Here is a 17971-nt window from a genome sequence, read left to right as displayed (position 1 = left end):
ACGCATATGTTGCAAGAAACTGTTAATAGCGACGTGGCTGGCGGCACTACTTCTGGTCGCACCAGCCAGCTACCAGCGCGTAAAAGGAGAGAGGGCAATAGTCAACTTTTTACCATTGTTCTCCATATTCTGCTGATTATCGGGGCCATCATTATGGCGTCGCCATTTATCTGGATGGTATTGACGTCGTTGAAGGACACGAGCCAGGCGTTTAGTGATCCCCCGGTCTGGATCCCCAATCCCTTTGTGTGGAGCAACTACCCCGATTCGTTAAATGCTCTGCCCTTTAACCTGGCTTACTTTAACAGTATCTATATCGCGGTGATTGTGGTGGCCTGTCAACTGGTTACCTGCTCTATGGCCGGCTATGCGTTTGGACGCATCAATTTCCCCGGCCGCAACCTTATCTTTGTGCTCTTCCTGGCCACAATGATGATCCCTTTCCAGCTGACCATTATCCCGATCTTTATGACTATGAAATATCTCGGCTGGCTGGATACCCATCTGTCGTTGATTGTGCCGCCCGCGCTGTTTAGCGCCTTTGGCGTGTTCCTGATGCGCCAGTTTATCATGGGCATTCCACATGAGCTGGAAGAGGCTGCCATCGTTGATGGCGCGAATCGTTGGACGATCTATATACGGGTCATTTTGCCGTTGCTCCGCGCGCCGCTTTCCGCCCTGGGCATCTTCTCCTTCCTGGCCCAGTGGAACAGCTTCTTTATGCCGTTGATTATGCTCAACAGCTCAGACAAATTTACAGTGCCGCTGATGCTCAATCAGTTCCGTGGCCAGTACGCTACCGAGTGGACCATGGTTATGGCCGGTTCGGTGATCGCGGTCGTGCCGGTGCTGATCGTCTACATTCTCGCTCAGCGCTACATCATTCAGGGTATTGCTATGACTGGCTTGAAGTCATAGCTGTGGAAGGGGGCTAGCGCCCACTCCCCCTTTTACCATCAGGATAGCCAGGCACGTGCCTGGCTATCCTGATTTTATTTTGAATGTGTCTGACTCCCGTCACCATAGGGGCGCGTGAGCGCCGCAGGTGCGAAAGCTCAGGAGTGCCGCAGGTGATGATCATGAGTGTAAGACACGTTCTTTGTAGTGATGTTGCGGCAGGTGCGCGATCGCGCACCTGCCGCAACATCACGTATGGTTGTGTAGACGTTTGATTATTGGCTGGTGGTAAGATAGTGAAGAATCCTTACGATACCGTAGTGAAAAATGTATAGAGGATATTTTATGACAACACAACATAATAATCAGAACCCCTTCTCAGCGGAGATCAGCCATGACGAGGAACTGGCATCAACTATTCTGTCGCTGACATATGAGGACCCGCGCGATCCCGCACGCAGCATGAGCATTAGCATCGCGCCGGACCTGGGAAGCAATCTGTATCGCTTCCGCGTGGGGAAGCACGAGATTATCTACTGCGAGCGCGATCTGCTGAAGCAGATGGCTTTTACTGGCGATTTTGTGCTCTGGCCCCTGCCGAACCGCATACGCGATCGGCGCTATTCATACCAGGGACATGATTATTCGCTAGTGGATGTGGACCGACCGCTGGGAAATTACGTGTTGATTCACGGCCTGGTCTATGATCGCCAGTGGCGCTATGAACAGCCGGTCGTGGAGCAGGATGCCGCGAGTGTGACTACGTATGTAGATATCAATAAAGAGAGCGATCACTGGTATGAAGCTTATCCATTTGATAGCCGCCTCTCTTTGACTTATACGTTAAGCAGGGATGGTGTACACATTACGTACCAGGTCCAGAATAATGGACAGCAGGTGCTGCCCTTCGGTTTTGCCCTGCATCCTTACTTTTCGCTTCTCTCGGGCAGACAGGATACGTATGTGAGCCTGCCCGCCGCCACCGTGATGGAGGCTGACGAGGAATTGTTGCCAACGGGCCGGCTCCTGGATGTGAGCGGGACCATGTATTCCATGTTTGATCTGCGGGAACCGGTCCCTGTGGGTAACCTGAAGCTTGACCATGTGTACATGGACCTGCAGCGCGGTACCCCTGCCATCATCGATTATCGCCAGCATGGCCTGCAGCTGCACATCTCTGCCACCGACGACTTCACCCACTCGGTCATCTATACGGCCACGGAAAAAGATAACTTTTTCTGCCTGGAGCACCAGACCTGCTCGACCGATGCAATCAACCTGCATAATCAGGGGGAGGAGCGCCGTCGTATGGCCCACCTTCTGGAAGTGCAGCCGGGCGCATCCTTCCAGGGTACCCTGAAGTATCACGTAAAATTTAGCTAAGGATGGCCGTATAGGCGGGACCAATAAATTTGTAGGAATCGGGGCAACGTCACGGTCCCTACAAATTTATTGGTCCCGCTAACCTTTCTACCCGCTCTACCTGCTAAATACGTCTATGATAAGATCAAAAGAGATTTAACAAAACCTGTGCAAAGCCTGGACCGCAGGGGTATCATATGTTATGGTGTGACGCAATATCGTATTTTTGTCCGTTTAGATGCCTGTGGATGGGAATCCTGGCTTGAATGATGTGTGTCTGTATCAGCGGAGAATAGTATGACCACCTATGATGGGTCGATGGAGTGGCCCCGTTTAGAACAATATTCGGATCAGCCAGTTTTTAATACAAAAGCGGTTGTGCAGCAAACGGGCGTTCCTGCGCCGACGTTACGGGCCTGGGAGAGACGCTATTCACTGTTGCAGCCCGAGCGCGCTAACAATGCCTATCGCCTCTATTCAGAACGCGATATCGCGTTGATTCACTGGTTGAAAGAGTGTGTCGATGGCGGCATGTCGATCAGCCATGCTGTGGCCCTTTTTCGCCATCTAGAGGAGCAACAGCGCCATCCTACAGAAGAAGAGGATGTCGATACATATTTTGAGGTTGCTACCCCTTCTTTCCAGGTAGCATTGAATCCACCTGAGCCTAATGTCGATCAACTCGCTCGTGTCGGCCGCGAAGCGCCCGGCGACTCTCTCTCTGCCTTTCAGTCCGAAACTCTGAAGGTGGGCAGGGGATATCCAGAAGCTTACAGTATGCAGGTCGCGCGCGCGCAACTCATTGAGATCTTTCAGGATATGGATGAACAGGCTGCTCAGGTCTTGATGGGCTCTATGCTCTCTTTCTACGCCGTTGAGCAGGTGTGTAGCGAGCTGATTATGCCTACGTTGTGGGATATCGGCCATCTGTGGGCGGAAGGCTATCTGACGGTGTCGGTTGAGCACTTCGCCAGCAATTTCTTTCGCGCCGTGCTGACAAATATGTTTCACGTGACGCGTGGCCCGAGCACAGGACCGCTTGTGATTACCTGCTGTGCTCCAGGTGAACCACATGAATTATCTGTCTTGATGTTGTCGCTCTTGCTGCGCCGCCGTGGCGTACGGGTAATCTACCTAGGACAGAGCATTGAGACGACTGGATTGTTGCATACCGCTAAAAAAGTCTCTCCCGCGGCTATCTGCCTTTCTCTGACGTTGCCGGCCTATCTGCCCGCGTTGATGAGTCTGGGGCGACAGCTACAACTTATGCCTGATCCACGACCGCTCTTGATTTACGGTGGACAGGCGTTCGCGCAATTTCCACATCCAAAAAATTTGATCCCCGAAGGTATGTATATGCATGGGGATTTGAATGAGATTACAACCCACATACAATCGGTTGTGTTGGAGGCTTCTGTAAAAAAATAAAAGTTTTAGTCTTGTCGTAGGGGAGAATTTTGTGAAATCACGGTATCACCAGTCTTTTCCCTGGTATGGTTTTGTGGCTTTTGTGCTCTGTATACTGGCCTGGATCGGTTCGTGGCTCCATCTTGAGCCGTTCAGTGTCTATCTGTTCTTTCTACTCTGGCTGGGTTATATCCTCTTTATGGATGCTCTGGTTGTCATGCGCCATGGCACCTCTCTGCTGCAGCGAATGCGCTGGCGCTACCTTTTTCTGTTTATTACGTCCTGTGTCTTCTGGTGGATCTTTGAATGGTTCAATAGCGCGGTTCAAAACTGGCACTATATTGTAGATCATCCATATACTCCCTTGATGTTTACGGTGCTGGCCAGCATCAATTTCAGCACAGTGCTGCCAGCCGTGCTGGAAACCACCGAGTTCCTTTCGACATTTAGACCGCTGCAACTGAAGCTGTCCATGGATGAGCATTATGGGCGCCTGCCGCTGCTGGCCTTTGTGCTATTGGAACTGATCGGGATCGCCTGCTTTATCCTTCCCTGGCTCTATCCTCACTACTGCTTCGCCCTTATCTGGTTCAGTGTGACCTTTCTGCTTGATCCGCTCAATAACTACCTGGGGCGTAAATCGATCTTTGCTCATATCGCGGCCGGACGCTGGCACTTTATGATTTTGCCATTTGGGGCCCTCTTTTGCGGCTTTTTCTGGGAGATGTGGAACTACTTTTCCTTGCCCAAGTGGTATTATACGGTCCCCTACGTTGGCTTCTGGAAGGTTTTTGAGATGCCTCTGCTTGGCTATCTGGGCTACCTGCCGTTCGCGATTGAGCTGTTCGCGCTCTATCAGTTTATTCTCTGTCTTACGCGTCAGAAAGAGGATTTCCTTTTGATCTAGCGCTGAGGTTTATAGCGATAAAAGGTATTGTGGCGGCATTCCTCTTGACAATGCTGATGCATTTGTACTACCTTACTTGAGGATCACTGAATCTGGTACAAATGTTTTTATTGGGAGTTTGATGGCACTTTCACCTCATGTGTTTTGCGATAATTGTGGCGCCGCCAATCGCGAGCAGGCCCAGTTCTGCCGGGCGTGTGGACGGCCGCTGCATCTTCCAGACACCCCTACGCATAGTTCAACCCCGACTGGATTGTTGACGGCACAGGCGATGCTGAAGCAGCGTTATCTGATCCTGGGGCAGGCGGGGCGCGGTGGCTTCGGCGCGGTCTACAAGGCGTCGGATCTGGAGTTTGGCAACCGCCTGGTGGCTATTAAGGAGATGAGCCAGAGCAGCCTGAATTCGAAAGAACTGGAGGAGGCGTTGGCCTCCTTCAAGCACGAGGCGATGCTGCTGGCCGGCCTGACCCATCCCAATCTTCCCCGCATCTATGATCAATTCATGGAAGGTGGCCGCTCCTACCTGGTGATGGATTTTATCGATGGGGAGACGCTGGAGGACCGATTGCAGCGTCTGAACGGGGCGAAGCTACCCATTGAGAAGGTGCTGGATATCGCATTGCAACTGTGCGGGGTGCTCGAATACCTGCATACGCGCCAGCCAGCGATCATCTTCCGCGATCTGAAGCCCGCCAATATTATGTTGACCTCTACCGGTCACCTCTACCTGATCGATTTCGGTATCGCTCGTAATTTTACGCCCGGCAAGGAGAAGGATACGACCGCGTTGGGCTCGTATGGCTATGCGCCACCTGAGCAGTATGGCAAGTCCCAGACCACGACACGCGCAGACATCTATAGTCTGGGAGCGACGCTACACCAGTTGCTGACGGGTGAGGATCCCTCGGAGACGCCGTTTCAGTTTTCGCAGCTGCACCTGCAGGATGAGCGGCTCGCGCCCCTGACAACCCTGGTGATGAGTATGGTCAGTGTGGATGTTAGCAAGCGGCCCGCCGATATCGCCCAGGTGCGTCAGCAGTTGCAGGCTGTGACCATGCAGTATACACTGGGACAGACCCTGCCGCGTATGACTTTAAATGGCACGTCACAGATGCCTGCCCCCATACCTCTGGCTCCGTTGCCCCCAAAGGTGGATGCCACCACGCCATCCCCTATGGCGGTATATCAGACGCCGCCTATGGTCCCTAAAACGCCGACCGGCAAACGTGCCCCCCGGCGTACGGGTCCGCCCCAGGTATTTCCGCAGGCTAACATGCTCTATGTCTGTATGGGACACTTCACCCGTATTACATCCCTGGCCTGGTCGCCCGATGGCAAGTACCTGGCTTCGGCTAGCTATGATAAGACGGTACAGATCTGGGATGCCGCCAACGGTAAACATCTGCTCACCTATAAAAAACACACTGAGCGCATCAATAGCGTGTGCTGGTCGCCGGATAGTCAGATGGTTGCTTCAGCCTCTGACGACCATACGGTGCGCCTATGGCAGCCACTGACGGGCCAGACAGAGCATGTATTTGACAAACATAGTGGAGCCGTGAAGACTGTTGCCTGGTCCCCTGATGGTCAATCGCTGGCATCGGCGGGCCAGGATACGCAGGTACTGATCTGGCAGGCGCGGGAGGCGGCCCATGATGTCAGCGTAACCTATCAGGAGCATACCGCTTCCGTTAATACGCTGGGCTGGTCACCCGATGGCCACCTGATCGCCTCGGCGGGTGACGACAATTGTGTACGCATCTGGGAGCCTGGTCGTGTGCAGCAGAAGCGTTCGTTTTTGAGCTCCCTCTTTTTCCCTGCACCCAGTCAGAGAGTCTTGCGCGGCTACAGCGGAAACGTGCTTGCCCTGGCCTGGTCACCAAACAACCGTTACCTGGCTACGGCTAGCAGCGATTATCATGTACGCATCGATGGCGCTCACAGTGGCTATTCCCTCACCCACGTGAAGATTGATAGTTCGACCCTCAAAAATACGCTGGCCTGGTCTCCTTCGGGAGAGCACCTGGCTATTGGCGGCAACGACAAACTGGTTCATCTCTGGAACATCGCCGCCAAAAAAGAAACGTACAGCTATCATGGGCACAGTGGCTACATCCAGAGCGTCGTCTGGTCTCCCGATGGTAGTCGCATTGCCTCCGCTGGCGTTGACCGCACCATCCAGGTCTGGCAAGCCAGGTAAAACCGCTTCTTTTTCTTTGTATATTCTGATAACATATGCTACGTCTATGTATGATGAGTGGTCTCGTGTGATGGCTGCTGAAAATCGCGTGCTTGATGCTGGATGAAAGAAGAAACAAGGAGAGCACATTCAATGCAATTCGATCTCAATGAAGAGCAAACGGATATTCGCGACATGGTGCGTCGCTTTACCGCCCAGGAAATTGCCCCGCATGCCGAGCAGTGGGATGAGCAAGATTATTTCCCCCGTGAAGTATTTGTCAAAATGGCCGAGTTAGGGTTGCTGGGTATGACCGTCCCTGAAGACTATGGTGGCATTATGCTGGATCGCCAGTCCTGCGCCCTGGTCTATGAAGAACTGGCTCGTGGCGATATGGCGACCGCCGTCGGTCTGGGGGTACATAATATGGTGGCTGGTGCGCTCTCACATTTCGCCAGCGAGGAGCAACGGCAACGCTGGCTGCCGCGTATGGTCAAAGGTGAGCTATTTGGAGCCTTCTCGCTCAGCGAGTCTGGTTCCGGTTCGGACGCGGCCAGCCTGCAGTGCCAGGCGAAAAAGCAGGCCGATGGTTATATGATCAATGGCTCCAAGATGTGGGTGACCAATGGCGGCGAGGCCGATATCTATTTATTGATGGCGCGCAATAGCGTGGGTAGCGGGTCCGCTGGCATTACCAGTTTTGTGGTAGAGAAGGGTTGTCCCGGCTTCTCCTTTGGAAAGCGCGAACGTAAGATGGGGTTGCACTCTTCTCCTACGCGTGAATTGCTCTTCGAGAACTGCCTGATACCCGAGGAGCAGCGTATCGGTGAAGAGGGTCAGGGCTTCAAGCTGGCCCTCTCGGCTCTGGATGGTGGCCGCGTCAATGTTGGTGCGATCGCGGTCGGTGTGGCGCAGGCGGCCTTTGACGTAGCCTGCGCCTATGCCCAGGAGCGCCAGCAGTTCGGTCACGCCATTGGCGCCTTTCAGGGCATCCAGTTTATGCTGGCCGACATGGCTATGAAGATCGAGGCGGCCCGTCTGCTGGTCTATGAAGCTGCCTACAAGATGGATAAGGGTGAGTCAGCCAGTATGTATGCCTCGATGGCGAAATGCTTTGCTACCGATATGGCGATGGAGGTGACGACCAATGCCGTGCAGGTATTGGGTGGGGCTGGCTATGTCCGTGACTATCCCGTCGAGCGCTACATGCGCGACATCAAGATCTCCCAGATCTTCGAGGGCACCAACCAGATCCAGCGCATCGTCATCGCGCGTCACCTGCTGGGCAACCTCCGCCCATAGGTTCGGACCTCGCGTCCGCTTAAGCGGACGCGAGGTCCGAACCTATGGGCGAGTTTGATGGAGGAGGGGGACGATGCGGGCCGTTTGGGCGTTGTTCCATTGTTGATATGCGGCCACTGTCTGCTCCATTTTTTGCAATACGTCACGCTGCTCGATGAGCTTTTTGAGCAGCATGCATTGTTCTTCCAGGGTCAGGGCCACCCAGCCCAGTTGATGTTGTTGAATAAATTCGAGGTTGGCCTCTTCCTGTCCTGGAATATAGGTGGTGGCGATAAATGGCTTGCCCAGCGTTACTGCCTCAAAGAGCATGTTGGGACCGGCTTTTCCCATGATCGCATCTGCCGCTGCCATGTAGGTTGCGATATCTTTGGTGAAGGGGAGCGGATAGACATTTTTTACCTGCTGGAAGCGTGCCCGTAGCGCCTGGTTGGTGCCGGTGGCCAGAATAATCTGCAACCTTTCATCGGTATCCAGCAGCTGTTCGACCGCTTGCCCAAAGCGGGCGGACCCCTCACCGCCGCCCTGCAAGAAGATCGTGAATTGATCTGGATTAAGCTCCATCTGCTGCAACACCCTGATCCGGCTCTCTTCTGCGGCCTGCGCCATCCGGATAAACTGCGCGCGTACTGGCCATCCGACCTGGTGTAGACGATCCGGTGCAAATCCGGCCTCCAGCGCCCGCTGATAGGTTTCCTGCGTGGGTGCCATTACCGCGCTGGCCCTCTTTTCCGTCAGCCAGGATGCGTGCAGCGCTTTGGGATCGGTGAAGAGCATCACGAATGGAATGGGCGCCTTTAGACTTTTCAGAACCTGCACCACCTCTTGCGTCAAAAAAGGATAGGTTGTAATGATCAGCGATGGCTGCAGGCGCTGAATAGCGGTTCGCAGAGCGCGCGCCACCATCGGCGTAAAGATGCTATGGGCTATATGAGCCCGTAAGGGAGTGTCCATCAAGCGGAACTCGGCCGACCAGAGCCAGAGCGCATAGCGACTGACCAATCGATAATGCCAATTGATGATGCTGGACTGCGGGTCCAAAATCTCAATCTGTACATTTTCTTCACTCGCTTGTAATTGATCGCGCAGCGACTCAGCGAGGCTGACGTGACCACCGCCAGTTTTCGATGTAAGAATCAAAATGGTACGCATTCTGCTGTATATCCTCTCACTCCCTTTGCGATGCTCAAGTAATTTTTATTCAGGAATTGGTGCAATACCACGGGTGGGTGCTTTCGCACCCACCCGTGGTATTGCACCAATTCCTGAATTGTTCTTTCCGACTATACCATATTTCATTTGCCATTGACCATGAGAACGGGACATTTCTTGGCGCGTACAATGCCCTATGGTAAAATGGTTCATGCCCATTACTAATGGGCCCCTTTATCACCTTTCGCTACTCATCTGAGGGGATATTCGTAATTCTAGTGTAAGAGTGGTATGTCTTTTTTGATTTATTGCCGGAGATAGTACAGCTTGAAGGCAATTTTCATGAGAAGGTGTATCCGGTGGGTAGTTAAATCATTGGCCTGTGCCAGAACGGCACTTTGATGGAAGCGAAAGAACTATGCTACGTTACCGACTTGAAGGAAGTGGACCACCCCTCCTCCTCATTCATGGTTGGGGCGTGACCTTTGCGATATGGCAAAATTTGGCCCCACTATTAAAATCGCGTTTTCAATTGATTATGATTGAATTGCCGGGTCTGGGGGGGTCGCCGCATGTCGCGGCGGATGAGCCTTATTATCAAATATGTGCCGAAGCGATTGAAGAGGTCCGTCAATTTTTAGGCATTGAGCACTGGGCAATGCTCGCATATTCATCCGGTACGCGGGCTGCTGAAGCTTATGTCAAGCGCTATCCGCAATCGGTTACTCACGCAATTTTCTTGTGCCCGACGTATATTCTGGAAATCTGGGCTTTATTCCTTCGTTTACTGGATGGACCCCATCCTCCGACATTGATGCAATGGGTCTTCTCAGATTGGCGGCTCCACAGCCTGGTACGCGCCCTCGGTTTTAACTGGCAGCAGCACCAGTATACCCGTGTCTGGAAAAAGGAGATTGAACTCCAGCCAATCGATATTCTGATCCGTTCTCTCTGTGAGATGCCCGGCCAGGGCCGCACCCCTTTTTATGTGCCATCTATTCCTACACTCTTCATCTGGGGTGGACGCGACGCCCTGATTGCACGCCCACGACACCTGGGACCCCATGATGTGGTGATTCCCGCTAATCATAGTGCCCCCATGCTGGCCGCGCCCTATGTCGCGGAAGTGGTGCTCCCTTTCTTGACCGAAGGGCGCATCGTTAATGTCTCGACGCCACGGAGCAGGCGTCCCAGGCGGCCTTTGCGTCTGGAGGCTGGCCAGGGGAAGTTGCGACCTTTTGAGCATAGACGCTGGCTGAACCGGCAGGGAAAAAAGACGGCCCCGGGGCGTTTCACCTTGAGGCGGCAGGCCAGTTTACAGACTTCGGGAAGCCAGCGTCAGAGACGCGGTACGCATGCCTCCTGGCGCCGACCGACTGACTGATGTCGTTATATGATGGAATAATGAAAACAGGGGACCTCTAAATGGGGTCCCCTGTTGTTTATAATAGCAAATAAATTAATGCTGGGTCGCGGCCTGCATCTCGCTTTTGATAGCTTTTGTTGCGCTGACGCGCAGTGAGACAAGCTGACTATTGGATATCTGTTCGTTTGTCTTTGGATCAAAGACCACGTCATCGCGCTGGCAATAGTACAGGCTATTCCAGCGAGCTGTCGCTTTATCCCAGGCTGGAAAGAGTTCAATCGTCTCATTGTCACCACGCACAACGCGCTGGAAGGCCCAGTAGGAAACCGCCAGGGCAGTTACGATCAGTACAAGGGTGATGACCAGCAGAATTAATTGAGCCCACTGTGGGAAGCCATTCTCCAGACCACCAATCAGTGTGATGATGAGGAAGAGACAGATGCCAACGAAGACCCCACAAATGGTTATGGGTTTCATCATAGATACGTTACGTGTAGGCATATCCGGCGGGGCACAACGGGCCACACCAGAGTTGTATGCTGCTTGCATGGTCTTGACCTGGTCTGATTGATTGCAGACCGGACAAGATGGTTTTGTGCTGTCAGCGGACGCCATCGAGAACCTCCTTGTAGCGCTTATTCATTGAATAAGCAACCTTCGCTGTATTGTTATAAAAATAGCATAGCATGTTGTTGCACATTCGACAATGCTGAGATCTCTCCGTGCTTATTATTTGACACGGTTTGGTACAACCGGTACACTTACCACCAGCACGGTGGAGTAAGGAGAGGATCTTTTTTTATGACTGAAACGACTGCATCAGCGATTACTATTGTGGGCCTGGGGCCTGGTAGCATAAACGATCTGACGGTGGAGGCCCACCGCGTGCTTGCGCAGGCGGCCGAGCATGATCAAACCGTATACTTTCGTACTATTATTCACCCTACTGTTGAGCCATTAAAGCTAGACCTACCTAAATTACGTATTGAGTCCTTTGATAGACTCTATGATGAATCAGATGATTGGAGCACGCTCTACCAGCAGATTGCCACGGAGGTTTGTGACCAGGCGGTCGCGCAGCCGGTGATCTATGTTGTTCCGGGCCATCCCCTGGTCGGAGAGACTTCGGTGCAGCTGGTGCTTGAACTGGCGCGGCAGCGCGGCTTATCGACCCGTATCGTCTCCGGACTTTCTTTTATCGAGCCGGTCTGTAACCTGCTGGCCCTTGACCCCTTTGAGGTGGGCGCGCAGATCATTGACGCCACCAACCTGGCCTTCTCGCACCGCGACGAGGTGGCCGGCAAGATTATCCCGACCATCCCCTTGATGGTGGTTCAGGTGTATAATCGTCGCCTGGCCAGCGAGGTCAAGCTGGCGCTGGGCGAATGTTATCCAGATGAATGGCCGGTCAAGCTGGTACGTGCCGCTGGCGTGGGAGAAGATGAGGCGGTGATCGAGATGCCGCTGTACGAACTGGACCGCAATAACTTCGCCAATCATCTGAGCACATTGTATGTACCGCCTGTTGGTGAACTTTCCGCCCTGCGCCTGCCTGAGACCCTGCGCTATATCACCATGCGCCTGCGTCGCGAGCCCGATGGTTGTCCCTGGGACCGCCAGCAGACGCACGATAGCTTGAAGCGCTACGTGATTGAGGAGACCTATGAGGTGGTAGAGGCGCTTGAAGAGAAGGATATGGACAAGCTGGCGGAAGAGCTTGGGGACCTGCTGCTCCAGGTCTATCTGCACTCGGAGGTCGCACGCCAGGCGGACGAGTTTTCGATTGGCGACGTCTATGAGCATATCAATGCCAAGCTGATCCGCCGCCATCCCCATGTCTTTGGTGACATTGAGGTGCAGAACGCTGGCCAGGTGGTGCAGAACTGGGAAGAGATTAAGAAGCAGGAACGCGCATCGGCCGGCGTGGATACCGCGAATGAGAGTGTGTTGGACCGTGTACCGCAGGCTACACCGGCCCTGATGGTGGCGCAGGAGTATCAGAAGCGCGTGGTGAAGACCGGCTTTGAGTTTACGTCGCTGCAAGATATCTATGCCAAGCTGGAAGAAGAGTTGGAAGAGATCAAAAAAGCCACCTCGCCCGATGATCAGTTAGAGGAGATCGGAGACGTGCTGTTTATGGTGGCCAAACTGGCGCGCTTCCTCAAGATTGATGCCGAGGAGGCGCTGCGTCTGGCTAATCGCAAGTTCCGCCGCCGCTTCCAGGCGATGGAAGAGATGGCGAGGATAGAGGGACGTCCTCTCACCTCTTATAGCACCCCCGAATGGGAGGCGCTCTGGGCGCGCGCCAAAGAGCGGGTGTAAACATGAGACATCCCAAATTTTAGGGATGAACTTGTGAAAGAAGCGAGCAGTTCTCCATTTTTGAAGGAGAACTGCTCGCTTCTCTTCTCTTGCAGAACAACGTGCTTTCCCCGTTTGGCTCGCTGAAAAGCACCACTGTGCCAAAAAACGGAAAAAGAGAAAGGAGCTGGTCAATCGACTTTCCACTCCCAAAGCATCCCAGCGGTTTCCACAGGGCCTAGGGGTATGCTCTTTTCGCACGCATTCGCATCCTCTGTTGGCAAGACGCGTTGTACCCGATGAACACCGGACACACGCCCACATGGTCAGCCGATGCCGACCAGAGCGTCTCTCGTCACGTGGGGAACCTCCACACCACCTCAGAGCATGATGATCTGGACGCGAGGCTGGGGCCGGGGCCGGCCAGCTACCTCCTCCCAGCGCGCAGGGATCCGTTGCCACAACCGACTCAAGGCCAGGCGCAGCCGTGCAAACGGCTGGTGTGCTTGCCGGGCATGACGGCCTGTGCGATGACAGTAGTGCCGCAACAGCCAGCGGCGTAAGAGTTCGTAAAACGGCGCCAGCAGGCTCAGCAGAAAGGCGTAGGCCAGCGCCGCCAACAGCAGCAGTTTTTCTCGCGGCTCCCACTCCCAGAGCCGCGGGCTTTGGAAGCCCAATTCGCTCTTGTTTTCTTTCCAGGTCAGTTCGATCTGCCAGCGACGCGCATAGGCAAACATGATCCGCCAGGCATCTTCCGCGGTGGTGATGGACTCGGCGGTGAGCAGATACCAGGGCAAGCCACCTTTGCGCCGAGCTACGACCAACCACAAGGGCTGCTCAGGATGGTCGGGGTGCGTCACCGGAAAGGCAAGAATGCTGCCCATGACCCACTGGTGACGACGGCAATCCCACACCCAGCGTTCTTGCCATCCTCGTTTGCCGCGGGTGATTTTCCAGGCTGCACGTCGCTGACCCTGGGCATCCACGAGCTGATAGTCTTTGTTCCAGCGCAGCACAAAGCGCAACGAGAACGCCAGCAACAGACCCAGCCAGAAACTGCTGGCGAAGCCTTGATCAAAGACATGCATCACCTCGCGTCCCCAGAGCAGAACGCCTTGCAGCAACAGTTTGGCTTGCTCATCGCGTTTGAAGGAGGCGCGCGCCCCACGGCTGGTCCACCACCGCATGCTGGCTAGTTCAGGCGGGTCGTCTTGCTGCTCGCTACCGACCAGGACCACGGCCAGCCAATGGAGGCCCGGCACAAAAATGGGGCCACGCGGTGGGGTGTAGTAGCCCTTTTTGATATGGGTGAGTCGCGCCGCTTTACTTGAGCGCACCGGGGCAAGATCATCGGAGGCGATACTTTCTGGTTTCTCCCAGGCGCTCTCATCCCACAGCGCCAGCACATCCCTTCCCATCTGTTTCCACCTTGTGAGGCGCTGGCTGGCTCGATGCCACAGATACGAGCGGATCAGCTCAGCGGACCATTTGCGACAATGCAGCAGCCGAGACAGGCGCTTGGTGCCTGCCGGGGCTTTGTCAGGCGTTTCGAGATAGCCGCCCATTTCCGAGAGGAGCAAGCCATTGACGCGATCACGAAAGGTCAAGATCACTGCGACCGTGTGCAACATCGTGCGCACCAGTCGTTTGTCCATGCGGGTATCAGCTTCCATGAGCAACGGAGCTAGAAACCGAGCGAGAGCGGTGTACAATCCCTGAGCCATCTCGGCAGGGGGATATGGTGGAACTTGTGGCTCCTCAAGCCGTGTGAGATACTGGGATGACATGAACAACACCTCCTGGATTGACTGAATGATGGTTGGTTGCTTTCTTCAGTCTCGCTCAGGAGGTGTCTTTTTACAAGCCCGACCTTAAAATTCGGGATGTCTCATGTTTTATAATAATTTATGCGCGGTCGGCGAGGGGAACGAATGTTTCGTTCAGGGGACCGGTATACTCGGCTTCAGGTCGGATCAGGCGGTTGTTGTTGACCTGCTCCAGAATGTGGGCGGTCCAACCGGCGCAGCGACTGACGGCGAAGGTCGGAGTAAAGAGGTCTCCGCTCAGGCCGATAGACTTCATCAGGGCGGCCGAATAGAATTCTACGTTGGTATACAGACGACGACCAGGTTTTAGTTCATCGAGCAGGGCGATCGCGGTCTTTTCTACATGATGGGCGAGCTTGAAATCCTCTGGATCGGCTACCTGGGCCATCTCTCGTAGTTCTTCCGCACGAGGATCAGCGGTCTTATAGACGCGATGACCAAAGCCCATCAAACGGCCACCATGGGTAATCGCATCGCGAATCCATGGGTCGGCGTTCTCGACGGTGCCGATGCTGCGTAACATATCCTGCACCTTAGAGGGAGCCCCACCATGCAGAGGACCTTTTAAAGCTCCCAGGGCGGCGACCAAGGAAGAAACAATATCCGACTCAGTGCTGGCAACGATACGGGCCGTGAATGTCGAGGCATTCATGCCATGATCGGCAAGCAGTACCAGGTAGGAATTTAACCCCTTGACATGCTCCTCTTTAGGCACCTCGCCTGTGAGCAGATAAAGATAATTGGCCGCATGTCCCAACTCCGCGCGTGACTCCAGGATCTTCTCGCCGTTGCGTAGACGGTTGAACGCTGCCAGGATCAGCGGGAAGCGGGCCGTTACGGCGATGGCCTGATCGATGGTTGGCTTTCCAGAGATGCTGACCGCGCCCAGGGCGGACACGGCGGTGCGCAGTACGTCCATGGGTTCGGTGGTGCTGGGAAGCTCACGAATCGTCTGCAGAATCACCTCGGGCAATGAGCGTTGCGCCACAAATTTCTGATGCAGATCCGAAAGCTCCTTCTGGTTGGGAAGGTGTCCAAACCAGAGCAGGTGAGCTACCTCTTCAAAGCTGCAGGTCTGGGCCAGATCATGAATATCATAACCGCGATAAACCAGGCGTCCGGCGGTGCCATCGACCTTACTGATAGCGGTTGTGGCAGCCACAATTCCCTCTAATCCGCCTTTATTTGGCTTGGCCGGGGAATTGGGTGCGTTATCTTTCTGGGGGGTGTTTCCTGTATCTGGTATCGTCATTGACATTGTACATCTGCTCCTTTGCTATTACGATAATACTAATCAAATACATTCGTCTCCTGTTAGTTGTATCATCTATACCCATGAATGTCAATAAAACTTGATGTTATTTGATTTATATTGATCGTATCGCATAAGGCTTGATTTTTTAGCCCAAACATGCGATCATAAAAGGTAACATAAGATGTTTAATACATACCTGATGATACTTTATCGGCTCGAGATGCAAAAATATAACAAAAGCATATGAGCTACGAAAGGAGGGCTGGGTCTTGATTGAGTTAAATGGTGAACATTATCTGGATGGGCAAGAGGCTTCAACACTGCTGGGCGTAAAAATCTCAACCCTGTACACATATGTCAGCCGAGGAATTCTTAAGAGCTATCGCCAGGGGATCAAACGTCAGAGGCTTTATAAGCAGGTGGAGTTAGAAGCCCTCCTACGCTTACGGGAGAGCGACGACTCCTCATCGCAGAACGCGATCCCTGAGATACCGTATGCCAGCGATTGGGTTTCGGATATTTAACGCGTTTCATATATCCGTAGACACGCCCCTCGCGGGCGCTTTTGAGGTCAAGAAAAGCGAAAAAGCGCCCGCGAGGGGCGTGTCTACGGATATGGTTAAAGGGTAAAGCCCGCGGCTTCCGTTGGCGTCTCCTCATTGTCTGGTTGAACGTTGCCATATATTACCTGTAGATTATCCCAGGTCTCTTCGCCGCCCAGGTAGTACACCGGGAAGCCAGAGATCCTGCTTGGAGGTGGATTGTCCCCAACGAGCAGAAGAGAGACGGCATGCCCGCTCCGTTTCATGCGCAGCATCACCTCCATCAGGCGTTCACTGATGATGCTGGTAATTACAATGACGGTTGTGCCGTTTGGGAGATGAGCTCGTTCCCGCTGCATGACCTCTTCCAGGGGTGTGCCCATATGTGGTTGAATGCGCGCCAGCGCTTCCATCAGGCGTCGACGTTGCTCCTCACTTCTGGCCGGTGGTATGCTGACCGTACGGCGCTTCAATTGGCGAGCAATAGTCTTTTTCAGATTGTATTCCCCCTCTTCTTCGTCCTTTACTTCTTCGTCGTCATCCCGCAAACTCATGGGAGTATTGGCATAGAGGCCTACCGTATATCCCTCATCAAGCGCCCAGTTGCTGATAGAGGCGGCCGCGCATATAGCCAACTCTTGCAGGGCCGGATGCATGCTATAGTAGTTATCCAGCTTTAAGGATGAGTTCAGAAAAATGGAGAGCGAATACGTAGTCGTGGATTCATAGATCTTGCTTTGTAACTCCTGGACGCGCGCGGTCGCCTTCCAATCCACCCGGCGCAGGCTATCACCATAGGCGTAATCGCGTACCCCTATGACGCGTGAAGGGTCTTCTATGAAGCGTCTCCTGGTGCGATAGTCGCCAAATGGACGTTGTGAGGGGAGGTTAAAGCTGCTGATGGGTACCACCAGGGGATAGACTACCATATGCTCGACCGCCTCATCCTGCAGTTCGCGACCGATAAAGCCGAAGAGATCGCTGCTCTGGAGCGTGGCCGGGCCAAAGCTATAAACTCCACGATTGATACACTGCACGGTGTAGGTACGCGTGACACGCTCATACCAGCGTAGACTGAAGAGGCTCTCCAGCGTGACGATGTTGCTGACCAGCGTTTTACGAAAGGGTTGTCCCTTCAGTGGTAGGGCGCGTGGGATGTTGTCGTTGACCTGTAGGACCGGTAGCGGCAGGAGTTTGGCGTTCTCGATCGAGATCGATAGCGTGACCTCCTCACCGAAGATGACCCTGGTTTCGCTAAGGTGGCGCTGATAGCGTATCTCGCGCAGGCAGTAGGTGGCCCAGATATCGGTGATCACGAGCACGCACAGGAAGATGCAGCTACAGACCAGTAGTAGCGGGATATGCGTTGGGATACTGATTAACAGGATGAAGCCACCGAGCAGATACAGTTTTCGGTTTACCCGGTTCTCATCCATGCGCTGCTGTTGGCTGGTTTCGCGCTGTCGTTGTGCCATCCG

The 17971-nt window shown here is 53.9% G+C and carries 14 protein-coding genes; 9 read left to right on the top strand and 5 right to left on the bottom strand.

Annotated elements, in window-relative coordinates:
• Positions 1–6: 6 nt before the first annotated feature.
• From KTT_RS08730 to KTT_RS08705, 6 genes are all read left to right on the top strand, one after another.
• Complete coding sequence (locus KTT_RS08730) at positions 7–918, top strand: carbohydrate ABC transporter permease (RefSeq protein ID WP_126595614.1); 912 nt, start codon at positions 7–9, stop codon at positions 916–918.
• Positions 919–1242: 324 nt separating this feature from the next.
• Positions 1243–2280 (top strand): aldose 1-epimerase, encoded by a 1038-nt coding sequence (locus tag KTT_RS08725; RefSeq protein ID WP_160145751.1) that lies wholly within the window; start codon positions 1243–1245, stop codon positions 2278–2280.
• A gap of 276 nt (positions 2281–2556) precedes the next feature.
• The gene (locus KTT_RS08720) at positions 2557–3687 is read left to right on the top strand and encodes a MerR family transcriptional regulator (protein ID WP_126595612.1); all 1131 of its coding nucleotides are present in this window, start codon (positions 2557–2559) and stop codon (positions 3685–3687) included.
• A 31-nt stretch (positions 3688–3718) separates the two neighbouring features.
• Entirely contained in the window at positions 3719–4573 is an 855-nt protein-coding gene (locus KTT_RS08715) for a hypothetical protein (RefSeq protein WP_126595611.1), read from the top strand.
• 121 nt (positions 4574–4694) lie between these two features.
• A complete protein-coding gene (locus KTT_RS08710) occupies positions 4695–6773 on the top strand; it encodes a serine/threonine-protein kinase (RefSeq protein WP_126595610.1) in 2079 nt (692 codons plus the stop codon).
• 132 nt (positions 6774–6905) lie between these two features.
• Positions 6906–8054 (top strand): acyl-CoA dehydrogenase family protein, encoded by a 1149-nt coding sequence (locus KTT_RS08705; RefSeq protein ID WP_126595609.1) that lies wholly within the window; start codon positions 6906–6908, stop codon positions 8052–8054.
• Between the two features lie 42 nt (positions 8055–8096).
• Here the strand turns inward: KTT_RS08705 and KTT_RS08700 are convergent, their stop codons facing one another.
• Entirely contained in the window at positions 8097–9203 is a 1107-nt protein-coding gene (locus tag KTT_RS08700) for an MGDG synthase family glycosyltransferase (protein WP_126595608.1), read from the bottom strand.
• A 418-nt stretch (positions 9204–9621) separates the two neighbouring features.
• On the opposite strand from KTT_RS08700, the gene KTT_RS08695 reads away from it, so the two are divergent.
• Positions 9622–10587, top strand: a complete 966-nt coding sequence (locus tag KTT_RS08695) for an alpha/beta fold hydrolase (RefSeq protein WP_126595607.1) — start codon at positions 9622–9624, stop codon at positions 10585–10587.
• Between the two features lie 75 nt (positions 10588–10662).
• Here KTT_RS08695 and KTT_RS08690 read toward each other — a convergent pair whose 3' ends face one another.
• Positions 10663–11184 carry a hypothetical protein gene (locus KTT_RS08690; RefSeq protein ID WP_126595606.1) on the bottom strand — a complete coding sequence of 174 codons (522 nt, stop codon included), beginning with the start codon at positions 11182–11184 and terminating at the stop codon, positions 10663–10665.
• A gap of 186 nt (positions 11185–11370) precedes the next feature.
• On the opposite strand from KTT_RS08690, the gene yabN reads away from it, so the two are divergent.
• Positions 11371–12891, top strand: a complete 1521-nt coding sequence (yabN, locus tag KTT_RS08685) for a bifunctional methyltransferase/pyrophosphohydrolase YabN (protein ID WP_126595605.1) — start codon at positions 11371–11373, stop codon at positions 12889–12891.
• Between the two features lie 359 nt (positions 12892–13250).
• Here the strand turns inward: yabN and KTT_RS08680 are convergent, their stop codons facing one another.
• Together KTT_RS08680 and KTT_RS08675 are read right to left on the bottom strand one after the other, a co-directional pair.
• On the bottom strand, positions 13251–14657 hold the full coding sequence (locus KTT_RS08680; RefSeq protein ID WP_126594945.1) for a hypothetical protein: 1407 nt from the start codon (positions 14655–14657) through the stop codon (positions 13251–13253).
• A gap of 118 nt (positions 14658–14775) precedes the next feature.
• A complete protein-coding gene (locus KTT_RS08675) occupies positions 14776–15948 on the bottom strand; it encodes a citrate synthase (RefSeq protein ID WP_126599498.1) in 1173 nt (390 codons plus the stop codon).
• Positions 15949–16220: 272 nt separating this feature from the next.
• Here KTT_RS08675 and KTT_RS08670 point away from each other — a divergent pair, with 272 nt between their 5' ends.
• Positions 16221–16475: a helix-turn-helix domain-containing protein gene (locus KTT_RS08670; protein WP_126595604.1), complete on the top strand. Its 255-nt coding sequence runs from the start codon at positions 16221–16223 to the stop codon at positions 16473–16475.
• Between the two features lie 95 nt (positions 16476–16570).
• Here the strand turns inward: KTT_RS08670 and KTT_RS08665 are convergent, their stop codons facing one another.
• Positions 16571–17968, bottom strand: a complete 1398-nt coding sequence (locus KTT_RS08665; RefSeq protein ID WP_160145750.1) for a DUF58 domain-containing protein — start codon at positions 17966–17968, stop codon at positions 16571–16573.
• Between the last annotated feature and the right edge of the window lie 3 nt (positions 17969–17971).

This window comes from Dictyobacter aurantiacus (assembly GCF_003967515.1).
GTDB classification, from domain to species: domain Bacteria; phylum Chloroflexota; class Ktedonobacteria; order Ktedonobacterales; family Ktedonobacteraceae; genus Dictyobacter; species Dictyobacter aurantiacus.
This window is presented reverse-complemented; position numbering and strand designations above follow the sequence as displayed.